The following is a 16846-nucleotide window of genomic DNA, read 5'->3' as shown; positions in this document are numbered from 1 at the left end:
TTAGAATGCCGCCCTGTCACGGCGGAGGTCAGGGGTTCAAGTCCCCTTCGGGTCGCCATTATGCCTCGGTAGCTCAGTTGGTAGAGCAGGGGACTGAAAATCCCCGTGTCAGTGGTTCGATTCCGCTCTGAGGCACCATTTGTGCTAGTGAGTCCAAAGGGACTCTTTTTTTGTATCTTGCTTAACGGAAGGATGTTGGCATGTCACAATTTGCAGATGTTTTTTTACAGTTTATTGACACTTGGGGTTATTTTGCAGTTGCACTTTTAATGGGGTTCGAGAATGCCTGTATTCCTATTCCAAGCGAATTGATCTTGGGCTTTGCAGGTTACATGATATATATTGACAGAATGACTTTTCTCATGGCTACAACAGCAGGTATGATTGGTGGTATGCTGGGATCAGTTTTTGCTTATTATGTTGGGCATCTTGGTGGAAGGCCATTTGTTGATAAATATGGAAAATATTTCTTTGTAAAGGCCTCTCATGTGGATATCGCCCAGGAGTGGTTTGATAAGTATGGTATTAAAGCTGTTTTCTTCAGTCGCATGCTTCCGGTTGTCCGCACATTTATTTCGCTTCCTGCAGGATTTGCACATGTAAATATGAGAAAATTCTTCTTTTATACTTTTATTGGTTCTTTACCTTGGACAATATTGATTTTAGCTATTGGATATACTCTTGGTGAAGGCTGGAGAGTTATGATGGAGGTTGGGCATGAAATCAGTATTATTTTTTGTATAATACTCGTGGTGGTTGTGGCCGTACTTTATCTCAGATATAGAAGAAAAAAGAAAAATAAACTGAATTAATTTTGTATTGCAAAAACAGACCTCCATATTCCGGTGCTTTCGGAGTATGGAGGTCTTTGATATTTTATGTTTGAATCACTGTTTTAAGGTGTTGATGGCAGTTCAGTGCTGATGGCTGTATTTTTAATAATGTCATCTATTCTGTGATCGATATTCATTGCATCCTTATGAAATGCGTTGCTGATATTGAATTCTTCAGGGCTGTCAGTCTCCAGTGCTGTAATGAAATGCTCCCAGGCAGCAACAGATAACCGAGTGGATTCCTTCCGTTGAAGGGCAAGATATTGGGCTCCGTCGTTTACAGGGAACTCATTTAATTCTTCCTGTCTTTTTTCAAGTGCCGGAATTATATCCGAACGGATATAGGAAACCAATTTGCTGCGATTATTTGTTGTAAGCTTTCCATCACTGGTTTTACTCAGTTTTTTGAATCTTGTCTGTTGTGCATCCAGAATAGAGTTGTATTTTTGGGTAATATCAGATGTATCATTAATATATTTTTTGATGCCGGATTCCTGAATAGGACTTAAAAAATCTATATAGTCCCGATAATTTTGGATTTCAACAATTTTCCAGCTTCCGTCACTCTTGGCCATTACCAGATTCAAGGTATAATTTGTGTCAGTATATTTATCCCTTACAATAATTTTAACAATCGCATCATTGTTATGGCGTGTGATATTGTCCACCTTTATCAGGGTGGTATTTCGTAATTGGGAACGCTCTACGAGGTATTCATAGTCAATTCCCAGCTGTCGGCCTTTTAAAATATTATTATTGGTTGGTGCATTCCATTTCCCGGATGAGATGTAAGATAACAGCAGTTTATTTGTTTCAGTTATCAGCTGAGGTTTTATTTTCATATAAAACCTTTCAAACATCACCTTGGTTTCATTGGAAAGATGACTGTCATGGGCAAACATATCCCGTGTCAGATCATCGTATGCTTTAGCCGTAATACTGTCCAGGTTGCAGTATTCTTCGAATAATGCCTGATCATTGGTCTGGATTGCTTTCTCCAATTGATTAAGAGCATATTCAGGTGTTGAAGCATAAAAAAAATGCCACATGGCGAAGCCTAATATAATTGCGAGTGCTATGATACCTATTATTCGTTGAAGCTTGGTTTGTTTATGGCCTCGTTTCAACATTTCCTGCCAGTTGATATCGTTCATTTTATGATGTTCCTCTCTATCGGGGTATAACAAGATGCAAGAAAATATAATCCCACTAATTCAAAGGAATTAGTCAATGATGTAAAAAATCATCGGAATTTCTTCATGGAATCTTGGCACCTGTTAACATCGGATAAATTATTATATAATATATAGTGTATCTGCCGTTTATCAGTCAGAAAAATATTTAAAAAGTGAGTTTTGAACACTACAGGTTACATTATACTATAAATTCGCGTCATAAAAAATTTAAAAATTTTTTTTATATTTAATTTAATCTAAAAATAATCGATAATATAATTAAGAGGAAGTATGTCTTTTTTTGACACGGATGTTATATGTTTTATAAACAGGGAGGTAATACTATGGCGACGATAAGTTCTTATGCCCAACAATTATCTATTCTGAATATAATGAATAGTAAGTATGCTGCGGCTGCCAAAAGTCTTAATCAGGTTGCTACAGGCAATAAAATTAATTCCCCTAAAGACGATGCTTCAGGGTATGCTATTGGAAAGAGGATGAGTGTTGAAATCGGTTCTCTGGAACAGACACTGTCCAATGTTCAGACGGGGAATAGTATGCTTAATGTAGCCAATGGTGCAATGTCCAGTACTTTGGATATATTGCAGACACTCAAGGAAAAAGCTATTGCTGCTGCCAATGATACGGCAAAGGATAGCGATAGAGCTGCGATTCAGCAGGAACTCAATCAGTATATTGATCAGATCAATGATAATGCTTTGGTTACTTATAATGGGAAGTATCTGTTGAATGGTACCAACAGCACTGCTACTGAGGCCACAAACCAGGCGTATACTAACAGAAGCCTTGGACTGGATACTACCGGAGCAACCAAGCTCACAGATCTTACCCGTAGGCAGGGAGATAATCTTAATATTGATGCTACAGATACAGTGAATATATCCTTTGTAAAGGATGGCAAGACTTATTCTACTTCCTTTGCTGCCGGGGAGGCTACATTGGCTGATATATTTAATAAGGCAAATGAAGCCGGTGCCGGTACAGTTTTTGATACCTCATCCATGGATACAGCCACCTCCTTAATAGGCCAGGATACAACTGGTAAGGAGCTTCATACGGTTGACGAAAAGAATGCAATCACTGTTAAGACAGCAGAATCAGGCAAAGCTGGTTCGATAGCCGGGTTCACCATTTCCATAACAGATTCTTCAGGGAATGAAAAAAAATCTGTAGACAGTGTACTGGATGATTTTACTGAATCCATAGTTGGTGCAGATAAGAGAGAGGATAATTCCTTAGTATTGCATACAGGTACGCATGCCAGTCAAAACATGCATGTCGGACTTGGTGATATGAGCGCAAGAGCCTTGGGCCTTCAGGGTTCTGATGGCTCATATCTCAGTGTTTCCACCCAGGAGCATGCCAATGCGGCCATTAATGTTATAGATAATGCAATAGAAAGATTGCTGTCACAGCAGACTACCGTGGGGGCAATGCAATCAAGGTTGTCGTACACCCAGAGCAATATCACTACCCAACAGGAAAATGTAACTTCTGCCATGACCACAATTATTGGTGCAGATATGGCCAAAGCCATTACTGAATATACAAGTAATAACATCCAGATGCAGGCTGCTCAGGCAATGTTGGCACAGGCAAACAGTAATTCAGGCTGGTTCCTGAATCTGTTACGGTAATTGTCAGTACTTTTAAGGGTAAACAGAACTATTTTGTTTTGCTTACCCTTTTTTGTTGCATTATTGTTTTTTTAAAGGAAAAAAGGTTTTTTTATAGAATTTAATAATATAGGTTATAGTATTTATTGAAGTAAAATCTTGATAATGGAAGAAAGAGGCTCTTTGGCAATGAAAGCACCATTAACCAGCTTACAAAAACAAAAACAGAGATACCTGCGCTTATTGGCCGAAAAATATCCGACCAAAGAAGCGGTTTATTCCAAATTAATTCATTTGCAGGCCAGTTTGAGTCTGCCAAAAGGCGTTGAACATTTTTTAAGTGACCTTCACGGTGAATATGAACTTTTTTATCATATATTCAATAACTGTTCAGGAGTTATCAAGGAGAAGGTTGACTATGTATTTGGTGCACGCCTGACAGATGATGAAAAAGCGGAATTTTGCACCCTGATTTATTATCCAAAGGATAAAATAGAGCAGATTAAATCTGAACGGGGAAATACTCCTGAATGGTATAGGGAAAATCTGGCCAGATTATTGGAAGTTACCAAATTAATGTCATATAAATATCCTTTGGCCAAGGTTAGAAGCTTTATTCCCCAGAGCTACCGAACAGTTATTACAGAGCTTATGAATACACATCCTGAGGCAGACCATGCCCAGTTTATCTATCATAAGAGATTGCTGAACATGATTGTTCAGATAGATGGAGCAACTGATTTTATTATTGCATTAACGATGCTGATTAAGCGTTTGGCAGTTGACCATATGCATATAGTGGGTGATTTCTTTGACAGGGGAAATCGTCCCGATGCCATTATGGAAATGGTAATGAATTATCATTCCATTGACATTCAATGGGGAAATCATGATGTAATGTGGATGGGCGCAGCCTGTGGAAGCGATGTTTGTATAGCTGGTGTAGTAAGGAACAGTCTTCGTTATAATAATACCGATGTACTGGAAAAAGGTTATGCCATAAGCCTGAGGCCTTTATCCCTGTTTGCCCACAGAATATATCCGGATGAGAGTCCTTTGAAGGCATCTGAAAAGGCCATGTCGATGATTATGTTCAAACTGGAGGGACAGCTTATTAAGCGCAATCCTGATTTCCAGATGGATAACCGGTTAATGCTGGAGCATGTGGACTATAATTCCTCCTGTTTTAAGTTAAACGGCAAGAAATATGCTCTGACAAGTGCATATTTTCCTACGATAGATCCTAAAAATCCTTATGAGCTGACTGAGGAAGAACAAACTATCATGACCCATCTGAAGTCATTCTTCACTGAAAGTGAAAACTTGAGACGGCATGTTGATTTCCTGTATAAGCACGGCAGTGTGTATACATGCTTTAATGGCAATCTTCTTTTTCATGGTTGTGTACCTTTGAATGAGGATGGTTCCTTTGCAGAAATTACATTTGACGGAAAGACCTATAAAGGCCGGGCATATCTGGATTTTGTTGATCAGTTGGCCAGAAAGGCACAGTCCGGCAAGGATCAGAGGGCACTGGATTTTATGTGGTTTTTGTGGAGTGGCAGAATGTCACCAATATCCGGAAGGGAATTCAGGACCTTTGAAAGGATGTTCCTGGAGGACGAAGAGACCTGGAAGGAGCCGGCTGATCCATATTATAAGCTGATTAATCGTGAAGAGGTCTGCGAGCATATTCTGGAAGAGTTTGGTCTTGCTCCTGAGGAGGGCCACATAATAAATGGGCATGTTCCTGTAAAGGTTAAAAAGGGTGAAACTCCTGTTAAAGCCAATGGCAAGGCCATAGTAATTGATGGCGGATTCTGCAGGGCATATCATAATAAAACTGGTATTTCGGGATATACGCTTATATCAAATTCCCGTGGCCTGAGACTTTTGGAGCATCAGACTGTAGCTGATGTTAAGGAAGCCTTGAAGAACAATAAGGATATAGAATCGGTTTCTGAAACAATTGAATTACAGTCCAAAAATACCAGTGTGGGAGATACAGATGAAGGTAAGATTATTCAGGAAGAAATAACAGATCTGTATAATTTGCTCACGGCTTATCAAAATGGGGTATTAAAGCCACAGGACTGAGCTTTTGTAAGTTAATATATACTCTTTTAATGATTTGTTGGTAAAAAAATATAGCAGATTATTTTTAGTGTATATGTTATAATTTATAACATATAATAAAAAATTTTAACTATGTAGACTTAATTTTAAGTGTTATTAGTTAAGGAGGGCTATACATGAATAAAAGTTTAAAAACTATGTTTGTAGTCAGCATAGTTGCGGTAACAGTCATATTGCTGGGGATTTTGACTGTGGTTAACACCAGTAATGTATCCAGTAGTATGGAGTCCGGAGTCAAAAGCACCTTGCAGGAGAGAGCTGCATTTGATGCTGATGTTGTTGACAAACGCATGACAAATGTTGCCGGCAAGACGGAGTCCTTGGGACGGCTGCTGTCATCAATGGCAAATTATGATATCGAGCTTACATATTCTTATATGAGAAATTTTGTGGCTTCGGATCCGATTATTTTTGGTAGTGGACTTTGGTTTGCACCTAATGCGTATCCAGGTGGCGAAAAATGGTTTGGTCCATATATTTTCAAGGGGGATAATGGTTCTCTTGACCTGACTATGGATTACAGTAATGAAGCATATAATTATCCGCAGTTTGCGTGGTATGTAGCAAGTATCAAGGGTGCTGATAAGGTTTTCTGGGATGAACCGGCATATGACCCTGTAACAGATACTTCAATGATGACCAGCTCATTCCCAATTAAGCATGGTGGTGCCACTGTAGGTGTTATCACTGTAGATATTGGCTTAAAAGAGCTGGAGGATTATGTAAGGGACATAAAGATTGGCGATAATGGATTTGCATTTATAGTTACTCAGTCAGGTCTTATGGTTGCATATAAGGATGCTGATCTTAACATGAAGGATAAGATTCAGGAAAGTTCTAATCCTGATATGGCAACTATCGGTAGGCAGATTATGGAGGTAACTCCGGAAAGTGCAGTCAGGGATTGTGAAAGTACGGCTTTTGGCGAAGATTCATATATTTCTGTTGCACCAATTGGCAATACCGGCATGAGACTGGTAGCAGTTGCACCTAAATCTGATTATAGTGGCGCAATTACCCGGGCTATGCTGATAAGCGTTATAATTTCCGTAATAGTAATCATTCTGTTGTGTGTAACTATGCTGGTAATTTTCAACAAGCGTATTGATGCACCAATTCGTAAATTAATGGCTGCTGCCCATGAAATGGCACAGGGCAATCTGAATGTCGATCTTTCTATTGACCATGAGGATGAGATGGGCAAGCTGTCCAACAGTCTGGCAGATATGGCCAAGTCAATCCGGGGGATTATAGTCGAAGTTGATAATATGGCACAGCAGGTTTCTGCTGCCAGTGAAGAGTTGTTTGCTACCTCTGATCAATCGGCTAAGAGCCTTGATAGTATAGTATCTTCTGTGAATGAGGTGTCCGATGGCTCCAAGATGCAGGAAGATGCTGTTTTGTCATCAGTAGATAAGATTAATCACATTGGTGAATCCATTAATGATGTTAATCTGGTAGTTGAAGGTACACAACAGGCTACGGATCAGAGTATAAAAGCCATGCAGGATAATAAAGCATCTATGGATCAGGCTACTCAGCAGATGCACATTATCAGACAGCGTATTTCCGAGGCCCAGGAAGCAATTGTTAAGCTGGGTGAACATTCACAGGAAATCAGGCAGATTGTAGATACAATTTCCGGTATTGCCGGACAGACGAATCTGTTGGCATTGAACGCAGCTATAGAGGCTGCCCGTGCAGGTGAACAGGGCAGAGGATTTGCGGTAGTTGCTGAAGAGGTCCGTAAATTGGCAGAGCAGTCCCAGGAGGCGGCTGAGAATGTAGCTCAGTTAATCAATACCTCAGGTGTATTTACCGATAAGGCCGTAGCAGGCATGACCAGCAGCAGTGAAGAGGTTGCCAAGGGAACTGAGGCTATAGATAAGACCAGCCACCTGTTCGAAGATTTGGTAAATCACATTCAGAAGGTTTCCGATGGTATGGTCGGCGTTTCCAGGCATATGCGGGAAATTTCACAAGGAAATGATGATGTGCTCAGGTCCTCTGAAGATTTGAAGGATATTGCTGCCAAAAACAATCATGAGACTGAGATTATCTCTGATTCCATCAAGGGACAGCAAAGCTCCCAGGTTGATGTTACTGCAGCTTCACAGAATCTGGCCGAATTGGCACAGGATTTGCAGAAGCTCATTTCACAGTTCAAATTGTAATATCCAGTGATACAGTTAGCCTTCCATTAAATACGGTGGCGTTATAGGCTCTCTTCCTGGGGGATTTTGCTCCAGGGGGAGAGCTTTTATTTTTACGTTATGGATATTTTTGGCTAATGATAAAGGGGAGAGCATAAGCTCCCCCCTCTTTTTTAGGTGATATTTGATAATTTACATGCTCTTGGAAACAGCGTCCCAACCAACCTGTAATGCCTTCATATTTTGTTCAACAGTATGTGGTGGTACGCGATTGGCTACAGCTTTTTTGATGGCATCCAAACTTACAATGTCTGTTACCTTGACCAGTGCTCCCAAGGCAACTATATTGGCAAAAAGAGCTTTTCCAATATCTTCTACTGCTAGTTTTGTAATTGGAATTTTGATAATATTTGGGAATTTTGGTGGTTCAGGAACCAAATCCGTGTCAAGAATCAATATGCCATCAGAATTCAGATCTGTGTAATATTTGTCAGCAGCCTTTTGAGTCATTGCTAACACGACATCAGGTGTCTCCACATGAGGATGATATATCGGCTGATCATCAATGATGACCTCGGATTTAGAAGCGCCACCCCGCGCTTCCGGCCCGTAGGATTGTGACTGTACAGCCTCCATACCTTCCGCAACTGCTGCTTCCGCAAAAATAATAGCAGCAGTGATTACCCCCTGTCCGCCGGAGCCGGACAATCTAAGCTGTTTTCTCATTTGTCAGCACCTCCTGCCAATTGGATAACCTCATCATATGCAGAGGCATAATCCGTTTCGCTTTCATTGTAGAATACCCCAATAGGGAATTTTTCTTCGGTTTTCTTTTCAGCAGGCAGCTTGTCCCAGGCAGCTTTCATAACGGCATTATCCCGCATCCACATCATCATTTTTGCAGGATCAGCCATTTTATTTTTACGGCCATAGGAGGTCGGACACTGACAAATGGCCTCAATGAATGAGAAGCCCTTGTTGTCGATACCACCAGCAATCATGTCTGTCAGGTGCTGGACATGATAAGCAGTAGAGCGTGATACATAAGTAGCACCAGCAGCTTCGGCCAGACGGCAGGCATCAAAGTTCCTGTCAATGGCACCATAAGGTGCTGTGGTGGCTTTTTTGTGCGTTGGTGTCATAGGGGAGGCCTGACCGCCTGTCATTCCATAAATGCTGTTATTGAAAAGTATAACAGTCAAATCTACATTGCGGCGGCAACCATGAATAAAGTGATTGCCCCCGATGGCAGTGCAATCGCCGTCTCCTGTGATAACAATGACATTGAGTTCCGGGTTGGCCAGTTTTATTCCTGTAGCGAATGGAATTGCACGACCATGGGCCGTATGCAGGGTATCAAAATCCATATATCCGGATGCTCTGGAGGAGCATCCGATTCCGGATACGATAATGGTTTTATCCTGATCAAGGCCCTTTTTTTCAATGGCCTGAACAATAGCTTTCATTACAATACCGTTGCCACAGCCTGGACACCAGAGGTGTGGCAGGCGATTCTGGCGAAAATATTTTTCAAAAGATCTTTCCATTATGCCTTACCTCCTGTAACAAGCTCATTTATAGCGGATTCTATTTCTGATGGCTCGAATATAGTCATATCATATTTAGCACAAAGCTCCACAGGGCAGCGTCCTGCTACAACGCGTTCCACTTCACCAATAAGCTGACCATAATTCAGTTCAGTAACTAAAATGCCCTTTACTTTATCTGCAATTTTATTGATGGCTGCATCGGCAAATGGCCATATGGTAATTAAGCGGAGCATACCGACTTTTATACCATTTTTGCGGGCATTGGCAACTGCCTCATAGGCTGTACGGGCAGTACCACCAAAGGCTATTACGGCATATTCTGCATCATCCATGAAATACTCTTCAACATGAGTGATTTCGTCCCGTGCAATTTCTATTTTTTTGTGCAACCGCTCGGTAACCTCACGGGTAATTTTAGGACTGCCTACTGGAAATCCGGTATCATCATGAATAAGCCCTGTTACATGAATGTGATAGCCTTCACCAAAATTGGCTACATTTGGTACCAGGTCATTTGCCGGTGTAAATGGCTGATAACCATCTTTTCGTGTGCAGTTAGGTTTTCGGCGTGGGTATATATCCAGGGATGCTTCATCAGGAAGTTCTACTTTTTCCCTAAGATGGCCGACAATTTCATCCATCAGAAGTATTACCGGGGTACGGAACCGTTCGGAATAGTTTACTGCCATAACAGCAGTATCAAAGGCTTCCCGTACGCTCCATGGGGACAAGGCAATCATTGGATGATCACCATGAGTTCCCCACCGTGCCTGCATCACATCACCCTGGGATGGGGCAGTAGGCTGGCCGGTAGACGGACCTACACGCTGTACATTGACTACGACAACAGGTATTTCGGCGGCTGCTGCATAGCCAATTAATTCCTGTTTGAGTGAAATACCAGGGCCGGATGAGGCAGTGAGTGCCTTTTTCCCGGCCAGGGATGCACCTAATACAACACCCATGCTGGCAATTTCATCCTCCATCTGGATGAATTTACCGCCAACACCTGGCAAGAGTTTTGCCATGCCTTCGGCTATTTCTGTGGAAGGCGTAATTGGATATCCGCCAAAAAAACGAACACCTGCTGCCAATGCACCTTCTACACATGCTTCATTTCCCTGCATCAACCTAGCTTTATTCATGCTTCCACCTTCTTATCTACAAAAATTGCATAATCAGGACATCTTAATTCGCACTGACCACAGCCAATGCAGGAATTTGCCTCAACAACCATTACCTTGCCCAGCTCATCTACAGCAAGGACCTTTTTGGGGCAAAAAGCAACGCAAATTCCACAGCCTTTACACCTAGGCAGCTTGATGGTAATCTCGGAATTCATTTTATCACTCTCCCATTGTCTATGAAAATGGCCGGCAAAATTTGAAATAATCATGCCGCATATCGTCACATAAAATTATACCAAATATATAACATGTAGACTAAATGTATTATGTATAATTTTTAATTTGGCATAATATTTTATATGATTAAAACAATATAGTTAATATAACAATTTATTTATAAAAAGTCAATCAATGAAGCATTTACTTTGTAACTTAATTGATGATAGAGAATAATTATTATATAATTGAGTGGGACAATAAGTATAGATGAATATATATATAGTCCGATAGTTTACAGGTAGTACGGTGCTTATGCTCCGGTAACAACCTTTGACGCAGCTGATTGTTATCCAACAGGATAAAGAATATATTTGTATAGATAGGTGATTTGTAAGTGAAAACATTAGGATTTTTAGGGCCTGCAGGTACTCATAGTGAGGCAGCGGCAATTTATTTAAATGATCAGCTGCCGGAGCAATGCCAACTGGTACCCTTTCCTAATATATATTCCGCTATTCGTGCTGTAGAGCTTGGCAAGGTAGATACCTGCCTGGTTCCTGTAGAAAATTCCATAGAAGGTTCGATTAATATAACCTTGGATATATTGGCAAATAGTGATAAGCTTAAGGTGGTATGTGAATTGATATGGGGGGTTCATAATCACCTGATGGTGAAGGATACCTCTGCCGGTGTTACCAAAATTTTATCCCATGCCCAACCCTTGGCTCAATGTCGGGATTTTTTGATGAATAATTATCCTGATGCCGAGTTGGATGCGGTAGCAAGCTCAGCAGCTGCTGCCCAGCAGGTCGCTGAAAGCCCGGACAAAAGTGGCTGGGCTGCAATATGTACCAAGCGGGCGGGGCAAATGAATGGCTTAACAGTATTGGCTGAGAACATAGAGGATCATGCCAATAATTCCACCAGATTTTATCAGTTGTCCCGTAATGATCTTACGACTGACTGGCCTAGGACAAAATCCCTCATTATATGTCAGATTGATGGCAAGGATGCAGGCCGGTTGTGTGAGGTATTGCTGGAAATGGCAACACGGGATGTTAATATGACCCGTATCGAATCCAGACCTGCCCGTACCGGACTGGGGGAATACATTTTCTTTTTTGATGTGGATGTTCCTGCCAGGACGGTTAATTTGGATGCAGCCATACAGGCTATTCGTCGAAAAAGTATATGGCTCAGAAATCCAGGGCGTTTTCCGGTAGTTTTTTCGGATAACAAGTAATAACTCGGTGTAAGATGTCCCCTTCCTCTATAGGTGGAGGGGACAAGCTTTAACAGGTGGTGAACATATTTCCCACCTCGTTGAGACACGCAGTTAGTCTCTTTAGGGGAAACGCTAATTGGAAGAGTTTTCTTTTTTAAAAGAAAAATTTGGACAATGGCGTTATAATCGTTTAAGTGCTAAAGAAGATAATTAATCAGCCGATTTCTTTTGTTAGCTGATGTGAGGGTTTTATGGTTATAATCATGCGTTCAGATGCAGATGAAAACAGTATACAAAGAGTCATGGAAGCAGTAGAAGCCAATGGCCTTTCTGCCAAGGTGATGCAGGGAGCTGCACAAAAAATAATTGGTGTTATTGGTGACAAGGAAAAAATGTGCTGTCTGGATGTTGAATCCCTGAAAGGGGTTGAAAAGACAGTCAACATATCCAAGAATTACACCTTGGTCAGCAGGGAATTTCATCCTGAATCTACTGTAATAGATGTTGATGGCATCAAGATTGGAAATGGAAATGTGGTGGTTATGGCTGGGCCCTGTGCAGTGGAATCCAAGGAACAGATTATGGCCAGCGCTGAAATAATAAAAGCCGGTGGAGCACAATTCCTCAGGGGAGGGGCATATAAGCCCAGAACATCCCCGTACTCATTTCAGGGCCTGGAGGAGCTTGGGCTGAAGTATCTGGCTGATGCAAGAGAACGAACAGGTTTGAAGATTATATCCGAGGTTACCGAAGTGGAAAATGTGAAGAAGGTAGCTGAGTATGTAGATGTGCTCCAGGTGGGAGCGAGAAATATGCAGCATTTCCGGCTATTAAAGGAGCTGGGCCGGCAGAACAAGCCGGTTTTACTCAAGAGAGGTATGTCGGCTACAATTGAGGAGTGGCTGAGTGCTGCTGAATATATAGTTAACGAGGGCAATAATAAGGTAATACTTTGTGAGCGGGGCATACGCAGTTATGAATCCTATACCAGAAACACGTTGGATTTAAGCGCAGTCGCTGCAATAAAGCATTTATCCCATTTACCAATAGTGGTGGATCCCAGCCATGGGACAGGTAAGTGGCGTATGGTAAAGCCTATGGCTTATGCTGCTGTGGCTGCAGGAGCAGATGGGATTATGATGGAAGTTCATCCGGATCCGGCTGTGGCCCTGTCTGATGGGCAGCAGTCATTAACTCCTGAACATTATGTGGAGGTGATGAAGGGGATAAAAGCATTATCTGGCTTTATGCAGGATTCGGGTCTATACATTCGTGAGCTTTGAGTTAGGATATGATTTTGAGTTAGGATAGGATAGGTTAATGGATATGGAAAATAGAAATGACAAAAAAGTAAAGTCCGGCGAACTGAATATTGACAAGGAGCATAGTATCATTGAAAGTGCTCTCCAGGATGTAATCGATTTTGTTGGTTATATTGATATTGATACACATATGCTTCATATTGTAAGATGGCTTGCGGAGCCTCAACTTGATGAAAAATCCTTCAGCATGGATTATGATCAGGGGGTAGATAAGGTCATTCAGAAGTATCTTGTGGAAGAAGACCGTATTGTTTGTGGCAAGATGTTTCAGTTGCCTAATATTATTGACACTGTGGATAAATTTGGTGAGTTTACCGGCGTTTATCGGGTAGATCTTCCCAATATGCCTCATTTACAATATAAGAAAATTTCCATGCATTATCTTGATCTTGACGAAAGGGATGTTTTGGTGGTTACCCAGCATGATTTTACCAATATAGTTCGGGAAGAGAGCCAGATGCAGGAAGCTCTCCGGGGGGCCCTTCATCATGCTGAGGAGGCCAGCCAGGCAAAATCAAAGTTTTTGTTCCACATGAGTCACGAGCTGCGGACCCCACTTAATTCAATTGTCGGTATGACAGAATTGGGAAAAGGCCGTACTCAGGAAAAGGACTATGTGGAGTATTGCTTCGACAAAATTGATGTGTCTTCCAGAATGATGCTGGATATGATAGATGATGTTTTGGATATTGCTCATATTGAAAATGATGATATTAAGCTGGCTGAGAATGTTGTACTTTTCCGCCCGTTTATTGAAGGGGTGGCTGAGAAGGCAAGAGCCAATGCATATGCGAAAAAAATCAATTTCCAGTTGAATGTGGATGAAGGAATTGCAAAGAGCTTTAACTTTGATGCAGAGCGCTTCAGTCAGGTTTTGCGCAATTTGCTGTCAAATGCTGTTAAATATACCCAGAGATTTGGCAGTGTTGAACTCAATGTGAAGCTGATAGGTGAGGAGATTGGCAGACAGTCTCTGGAATTTGAGGTCAAGGATACGGGCGTAGGCATTGATGATCACTTTAAATCCAAGGTATTTGAGGCCTTTGAACAGGAATATGATGACAGTACCAGCATATATGGTGGTGCAGGTCTTGGCTTAGCAATATGTAACCATATTGTAAAAAAGATGGGTGGCGAAATCGAGTTCGAAAGCACCAAAGGACAGGGAAGTACCTTCAGGGTTGAGGTGGACTTGGATATTGCCGTAGTGGCACAGCCTAAGGAAGATGATTTGCAGCAGGAATTGTTTATTGACAAGCGGGTACTTTTGGCGGACGATAATGCCATTAATCTTGAAATCGATAAGCAGCTTTTAACCAAAAAAGGTATGGTTGTGGATGTGGCAGAAAATGGCAGGGACGCCTTAAGCCAGTATATGTCAAATGCTCCGGGCACATATGACCTGATACTGATGGATGTGCGGATGCCTTACATGGACGGGCTCACTGCTACCTCCAAGATTCGTGCATCAGGCAAATCAGACTGCAAGACAATACCAATCCTGGCACTTACGGCCAATGCCTTTGAGGAGGATATAAGAAAATCCTTTGAATGTGGCATGAATGCACATATCACCAAGCCGGTTGATGTAAAAGCTATGTTCAGCATTATTCAGCAGGCTCTTCAGGGAAAACTTACTGTCAACAAATAAAAACAGAGGCTATGTCAGCTTGCTTTTGCAAGTTGTCATAGCCTCTTCTCTTGTGTATTTAAATTTCTTCTATCAGGGGATCTGCACCATCGTTGATACAGTCGGCGGTAATGGTGACTTTGCGATTGGCATCAGATTGAGGTATATCGAACATTATGTTCAGCATGGTATCCTCGATGATGCCCTTTAAGGAGCGTGCCCCGGTTTTTCTTTCAATTGCCTTTTGGGCAACTGCCTGTAAGGCATCTTTATCAAATTCCAGTTGGACATTATCCATTTCCATGAGTTTTTGATATTGTTTGACCGGAGCATTTTTCGGTTCGGTAAGTATGCGCAGCAAGGCATCCTCATCGAGATTTTCCAGGGTGCAGATAATAGGCAGTCTCCCGATTATTTCCGGAATGATACCAAACTTCATCAAATCTTCAGGGGTCGTCTGATGTATAAGCTCATCAAAATCAGGTTTTTCCCCCTTGCCCTCTACCTGGGCGCCAAAGCCTATATTGGCATCATTCTTGTGAATTCTTTTGGCAATTATTTTTTCAATGCCTACAAAGGCTCCACCAACTATAAACAAGATGTTTTTGGTATCGACCTTTATGGTAGGAGCTTCAGGATGCTTCCTTTGCCCTCGGGCAGTAAATTCAACCACATTACCCTCCAGCATTTTCAGTAATGCCTGTTGAACACCTTCGTGTCCCGGATCTGCTGTTATGGTATTATTTTCACCTGATTTTCTGGCAATTTTGTCGAATTCATCCAGGTATATGATGCCATGTTCACATCGACTGATATCCTTATCTGCTGCGTAATAAAGGTTGCGGACTGCTACTTCCACATCTGCACCTACAAAGCCTGCTTCTGTGAGGCTGGAGGCATCTGTTACCGCAAAAGGAATATCGAGCATCCTGGCAAGGTGGGATAGAAGTGCAGTTTTTCCACAGCCGGAAGGTCCAAGAATTATGACATTTGATTTTTCTATTTCTTCGTCACCTTCAGGATGCTTGAAGCCATATTTCATGCGCTTATAATGATTGTAGATGGCTACTGACAACACTTTTTTTGCATGGTCCTGATTGATTATATATTGATCCAGGTATTCCTTGACCAGATGAGGTTTTATGCGGGTCAGTTCATCATTGATGGCCTGTTCTGTTTCTTCATTTTGGCGGATGTTCTCATCCTGCTGATGGTCTTCTATAAGATGATATATATCCTTTATGCAGTTTGCGCATAGGGAAAAACCTGACCGTGGATCATATATTGGTACATCGTACTGTGTGTTTGCTACCACCTTGCGCTTGCAGAAACTGCAGGTAATAGTAGGTGCATTACTGTTCATAAGAGTCTACCTTTCTGTATAACGAGTAAGAACTGTCCCCTGGCCACTTAAGGTGGGGGCGTAATGGTAATAACAGGCGGTGAGTTAATATCTTCCGCCAAATTGCGACAGGAAGTCAGTCCCTTTAAGGGAACGCTGATTTGAACATTTCCCCTACGGAAAACTGTTAACAATGGCGTTATATCAAATGAGGATTATTCCCAGGGGTTCAGTAAACTTCCTGAATTTCATCGAATTTTCCCTCTGCTTTACAGTGCTTATTCTCCTTCTTCAAAGGGGAAATTCGGCAACTGTTCCCAGAGGATAAATATTTTCAAAATTTCTCTTAATATTATGGTGTATATATGACAAATTTTCAAGATTTTTTTCTGTATTAAATCTTGCAAGGGGATATAGTGTGTGTTATAATATCACAAGTTAGGCGCTAGGCGTCTGAAAAGTTGATTTTTCGGCTTTGCCCCTTATTTTGGGAA

Annotated in this window: 13 protein-coding genes and 1 tRNA gene; 8 read left to right on the top strand and 6 right to left on the bottom strand. The window is 41.6% G+C overall.

From position 1 onward, the window contains the following. Window positions 1-62: 62 nt before the first annotated feature. Together K6C05_RS00165 and K6C05_RS00160 are read left to right on the top strand one after the other, a co-directional pair. Window positions 63-138 (top strand) — tRNA-Phe (locus K6C05_RS00165). Window positions 139-200: 62 nt separating this feature from the next. Beyond that, window positions 201-812, top strand: coding sequence for a DedA family protein (locus K6C05_RS00160; protein WP_296730204.1), 612 nt, complete (start codon window positions 201-203; stop codon window positions 810-812). A gap of 83 nt (window positions 813-895) precedes the next feature. Here the strand turns inward: K6C05_RS00160 and K6C05_RS00155 are convergent, their stop codons facing one another. Continuing rightward, window positions 896-1987 carry a DUF2939 domain-containing protein gene (locus tag K6C05_RS00155; protein WP_296730203.1) on the bottom strand — a complete coding sequence of 364 codons (1092 nt, stop codon included), beginning with the start codon at window positions 1985-1987 and terminating at the stop codon, window positions 896-898. 365 nt (window positions 1988-2352) lie between these two features. On the opposite strand from K6C05_RS00155, the gene K6C05_RS00150 reads away from it, so the two are divergent. The 3 genes from K6C05_RS00150 to K6C05_RS00140 all read left to right on the top strand — a co-directional run bounded on the left by K6C05_RS00150 (window position 2353) and on the right by K6C05_RS00140 (window position 7958). Further along, the gene (locus K6C05_RS00150; protein ID WP_296730202.1) at window positions 2353-3669 is read left to right on the top strand and encodes a flagellin; all 1317 of its coding nucleotides are present in this window, start codon (window positions 2353-2355) and stop codon (window positions 3667-3669) included. 168 nt (window positions 3670-3837) lie between these two features. Then, entirely contained in the window at window positions 3838-5745 is a 1908-nt protein-coding gene (locus tag K6C05_RS00145; RefSeq protein ID WP_296730201.1) for a fructose-1,6-bisphosphatase, read from the top strand. 155 nt (window positions 5746-5900) lie between these two features. Continuing rightward, window positions 5901-7958: a methyl-accepting chemotaxis protein gene (locus K6C05_RS00140; RefSeq protein WP_296730200.1), complete on the top strand. Its 2058-nt coding sequence runs from the start codon at window positions 5901-5903 to the stop codon at window positions 7956-7958. Window positions 7959-8129: 171 nt separating this feature from the next. On the opposite strand, the gene K6C05_RS00135 is transcribed toward K6C05_RS00140, so the two are convergent. Genes K6C05_RS00135 through K6C05_RS00120 form a run of 4 tightly spaced genes read right to left on the bottom strand, consistent with a single transcriptional unit; the run spans window position 8130 to window position 10829 of the window. Next, entirely contained in the window at window positions 8130-8663 is a 534-nt protein-coding gene (locus K6C05_RS00135) for a 2-oxoacid:acceptor oxidoreductase family protein (RefSeq protein ID WP_296730199.1), read from the bottom strand. Continuing rightward, window positions 8660-9484 carry a 2-oxoacid:ferredoxin oxidoreductase subunit beta gene (locus tag K6C05_RS00130; protein ID WP_296730198.1) on the bottom strand — a complete coding sequence of 275 codons (825 nt, stop codon included), beginning with the start codon at window positions 9482-9484 and terminating at the stop codon, window positions 8660-8662. The genes K6C05_RS00135 and K6C05_RS00130 overlap by 4 nt, the downstream gene beginning before the upstream one ends. Further along, entirely contained in the window at window positions 9484-10632 is a 1149-nt protein-coding gene (locus K6C05_RS00125; protein ID WP_296730197.1) for a 2-oxoacid:acceptor oxidoreductase subunit alpha, read from the bottom strand. The genes K6C05_RS00130 and K6C05_RS00125 overlap by 1 nt, the downstream gene beginning before the upstream one ends. Next, window positions 10629-10829, bottom strand: coding sequence for a 4Fe-4S binding protein (locus K6C05_RS00120; protein ID WP_296730195.1), 201 nt, complete (start codon window positions 10827-10829; stop codon window positions 10629-10631). The genes K6C05_RS00125 and K6C05_RS00120 overlap by 4 nt, the downstream gene beginning before the upstream one ends. 398 nt (window positions 10830-11227) lie before the next feature. Between K6C05_RS00120 and pheA the strand changes: the two genes are divergently transcribed. The 3 genes from pheA (at window position 11228) to K6C05_RS00105 (ending at window position 15031) form a co-directional block, all read left to right on the top strand. After that, window positions 11228-12076, top strand: coding sequence for a prephenate dehydratase (gene pheA / locus K6C05_RS00115; RefSeq protein WP_296730193.1), 849 nt, complete (start codon window positions 11228-11230; stop codon window positions 12074-12076). A 233-nt stretch (window positions 12077-12309) separates the two neighbouring features. Further along, a complete protein-coding gene (aroF, locus tag K6C05_RS00110; protein ID WP_296730192.1) occupies window positions 12310-13341 on the top strand; it encodes a 3-deoxy-7-phosphoheptulonate synthase in 1032 nt (343 codons plus the stop codon). A 37-nt stretch (window positions 13342-13378) separates the two neighbouring features. Further along, entirely contained in the window at window positions 13379-15031 is a 1653-nt protein-coding gene (locus K6C05_RS00105) for an ATP-binding protein (RefSeq protein ID WP_296730191.1), read from the top strand. 58 nt (window positions 15032-15089) lie between these two features. Here K6C05_RS00105 and clpX read toward each other — a convergent pair whose 3' ends face one another. After that, the gene (gene clpX / locus K6C05_RS00100; RefSeq protein ID WP_296730190.1) at window positions 15090-16373 is read right to left on the bottom strand and encodes an ATP-dependent Clp protease ATP-binding subunit ClpX; all 1284 of its coding nucleotides are present in this window, start codon (window positions 16371-16373) and stop codon (window positions 15090-15092) included. Window positions 16374-16846 lie beyond the last annotated feature (473 nt).

The sequence above is a fragment of the Anaerovibrio sp. genome, from assembly GCF_024697385.1.
Classification (GTDB): Bacteria; Bacillota; Negativicutes; order Selenomonadales; family Selenomonadaceae; genus Anaerovibrio.
This window is presented reverse-complemented; position numbering and strand designations above follow the sequence as displayed.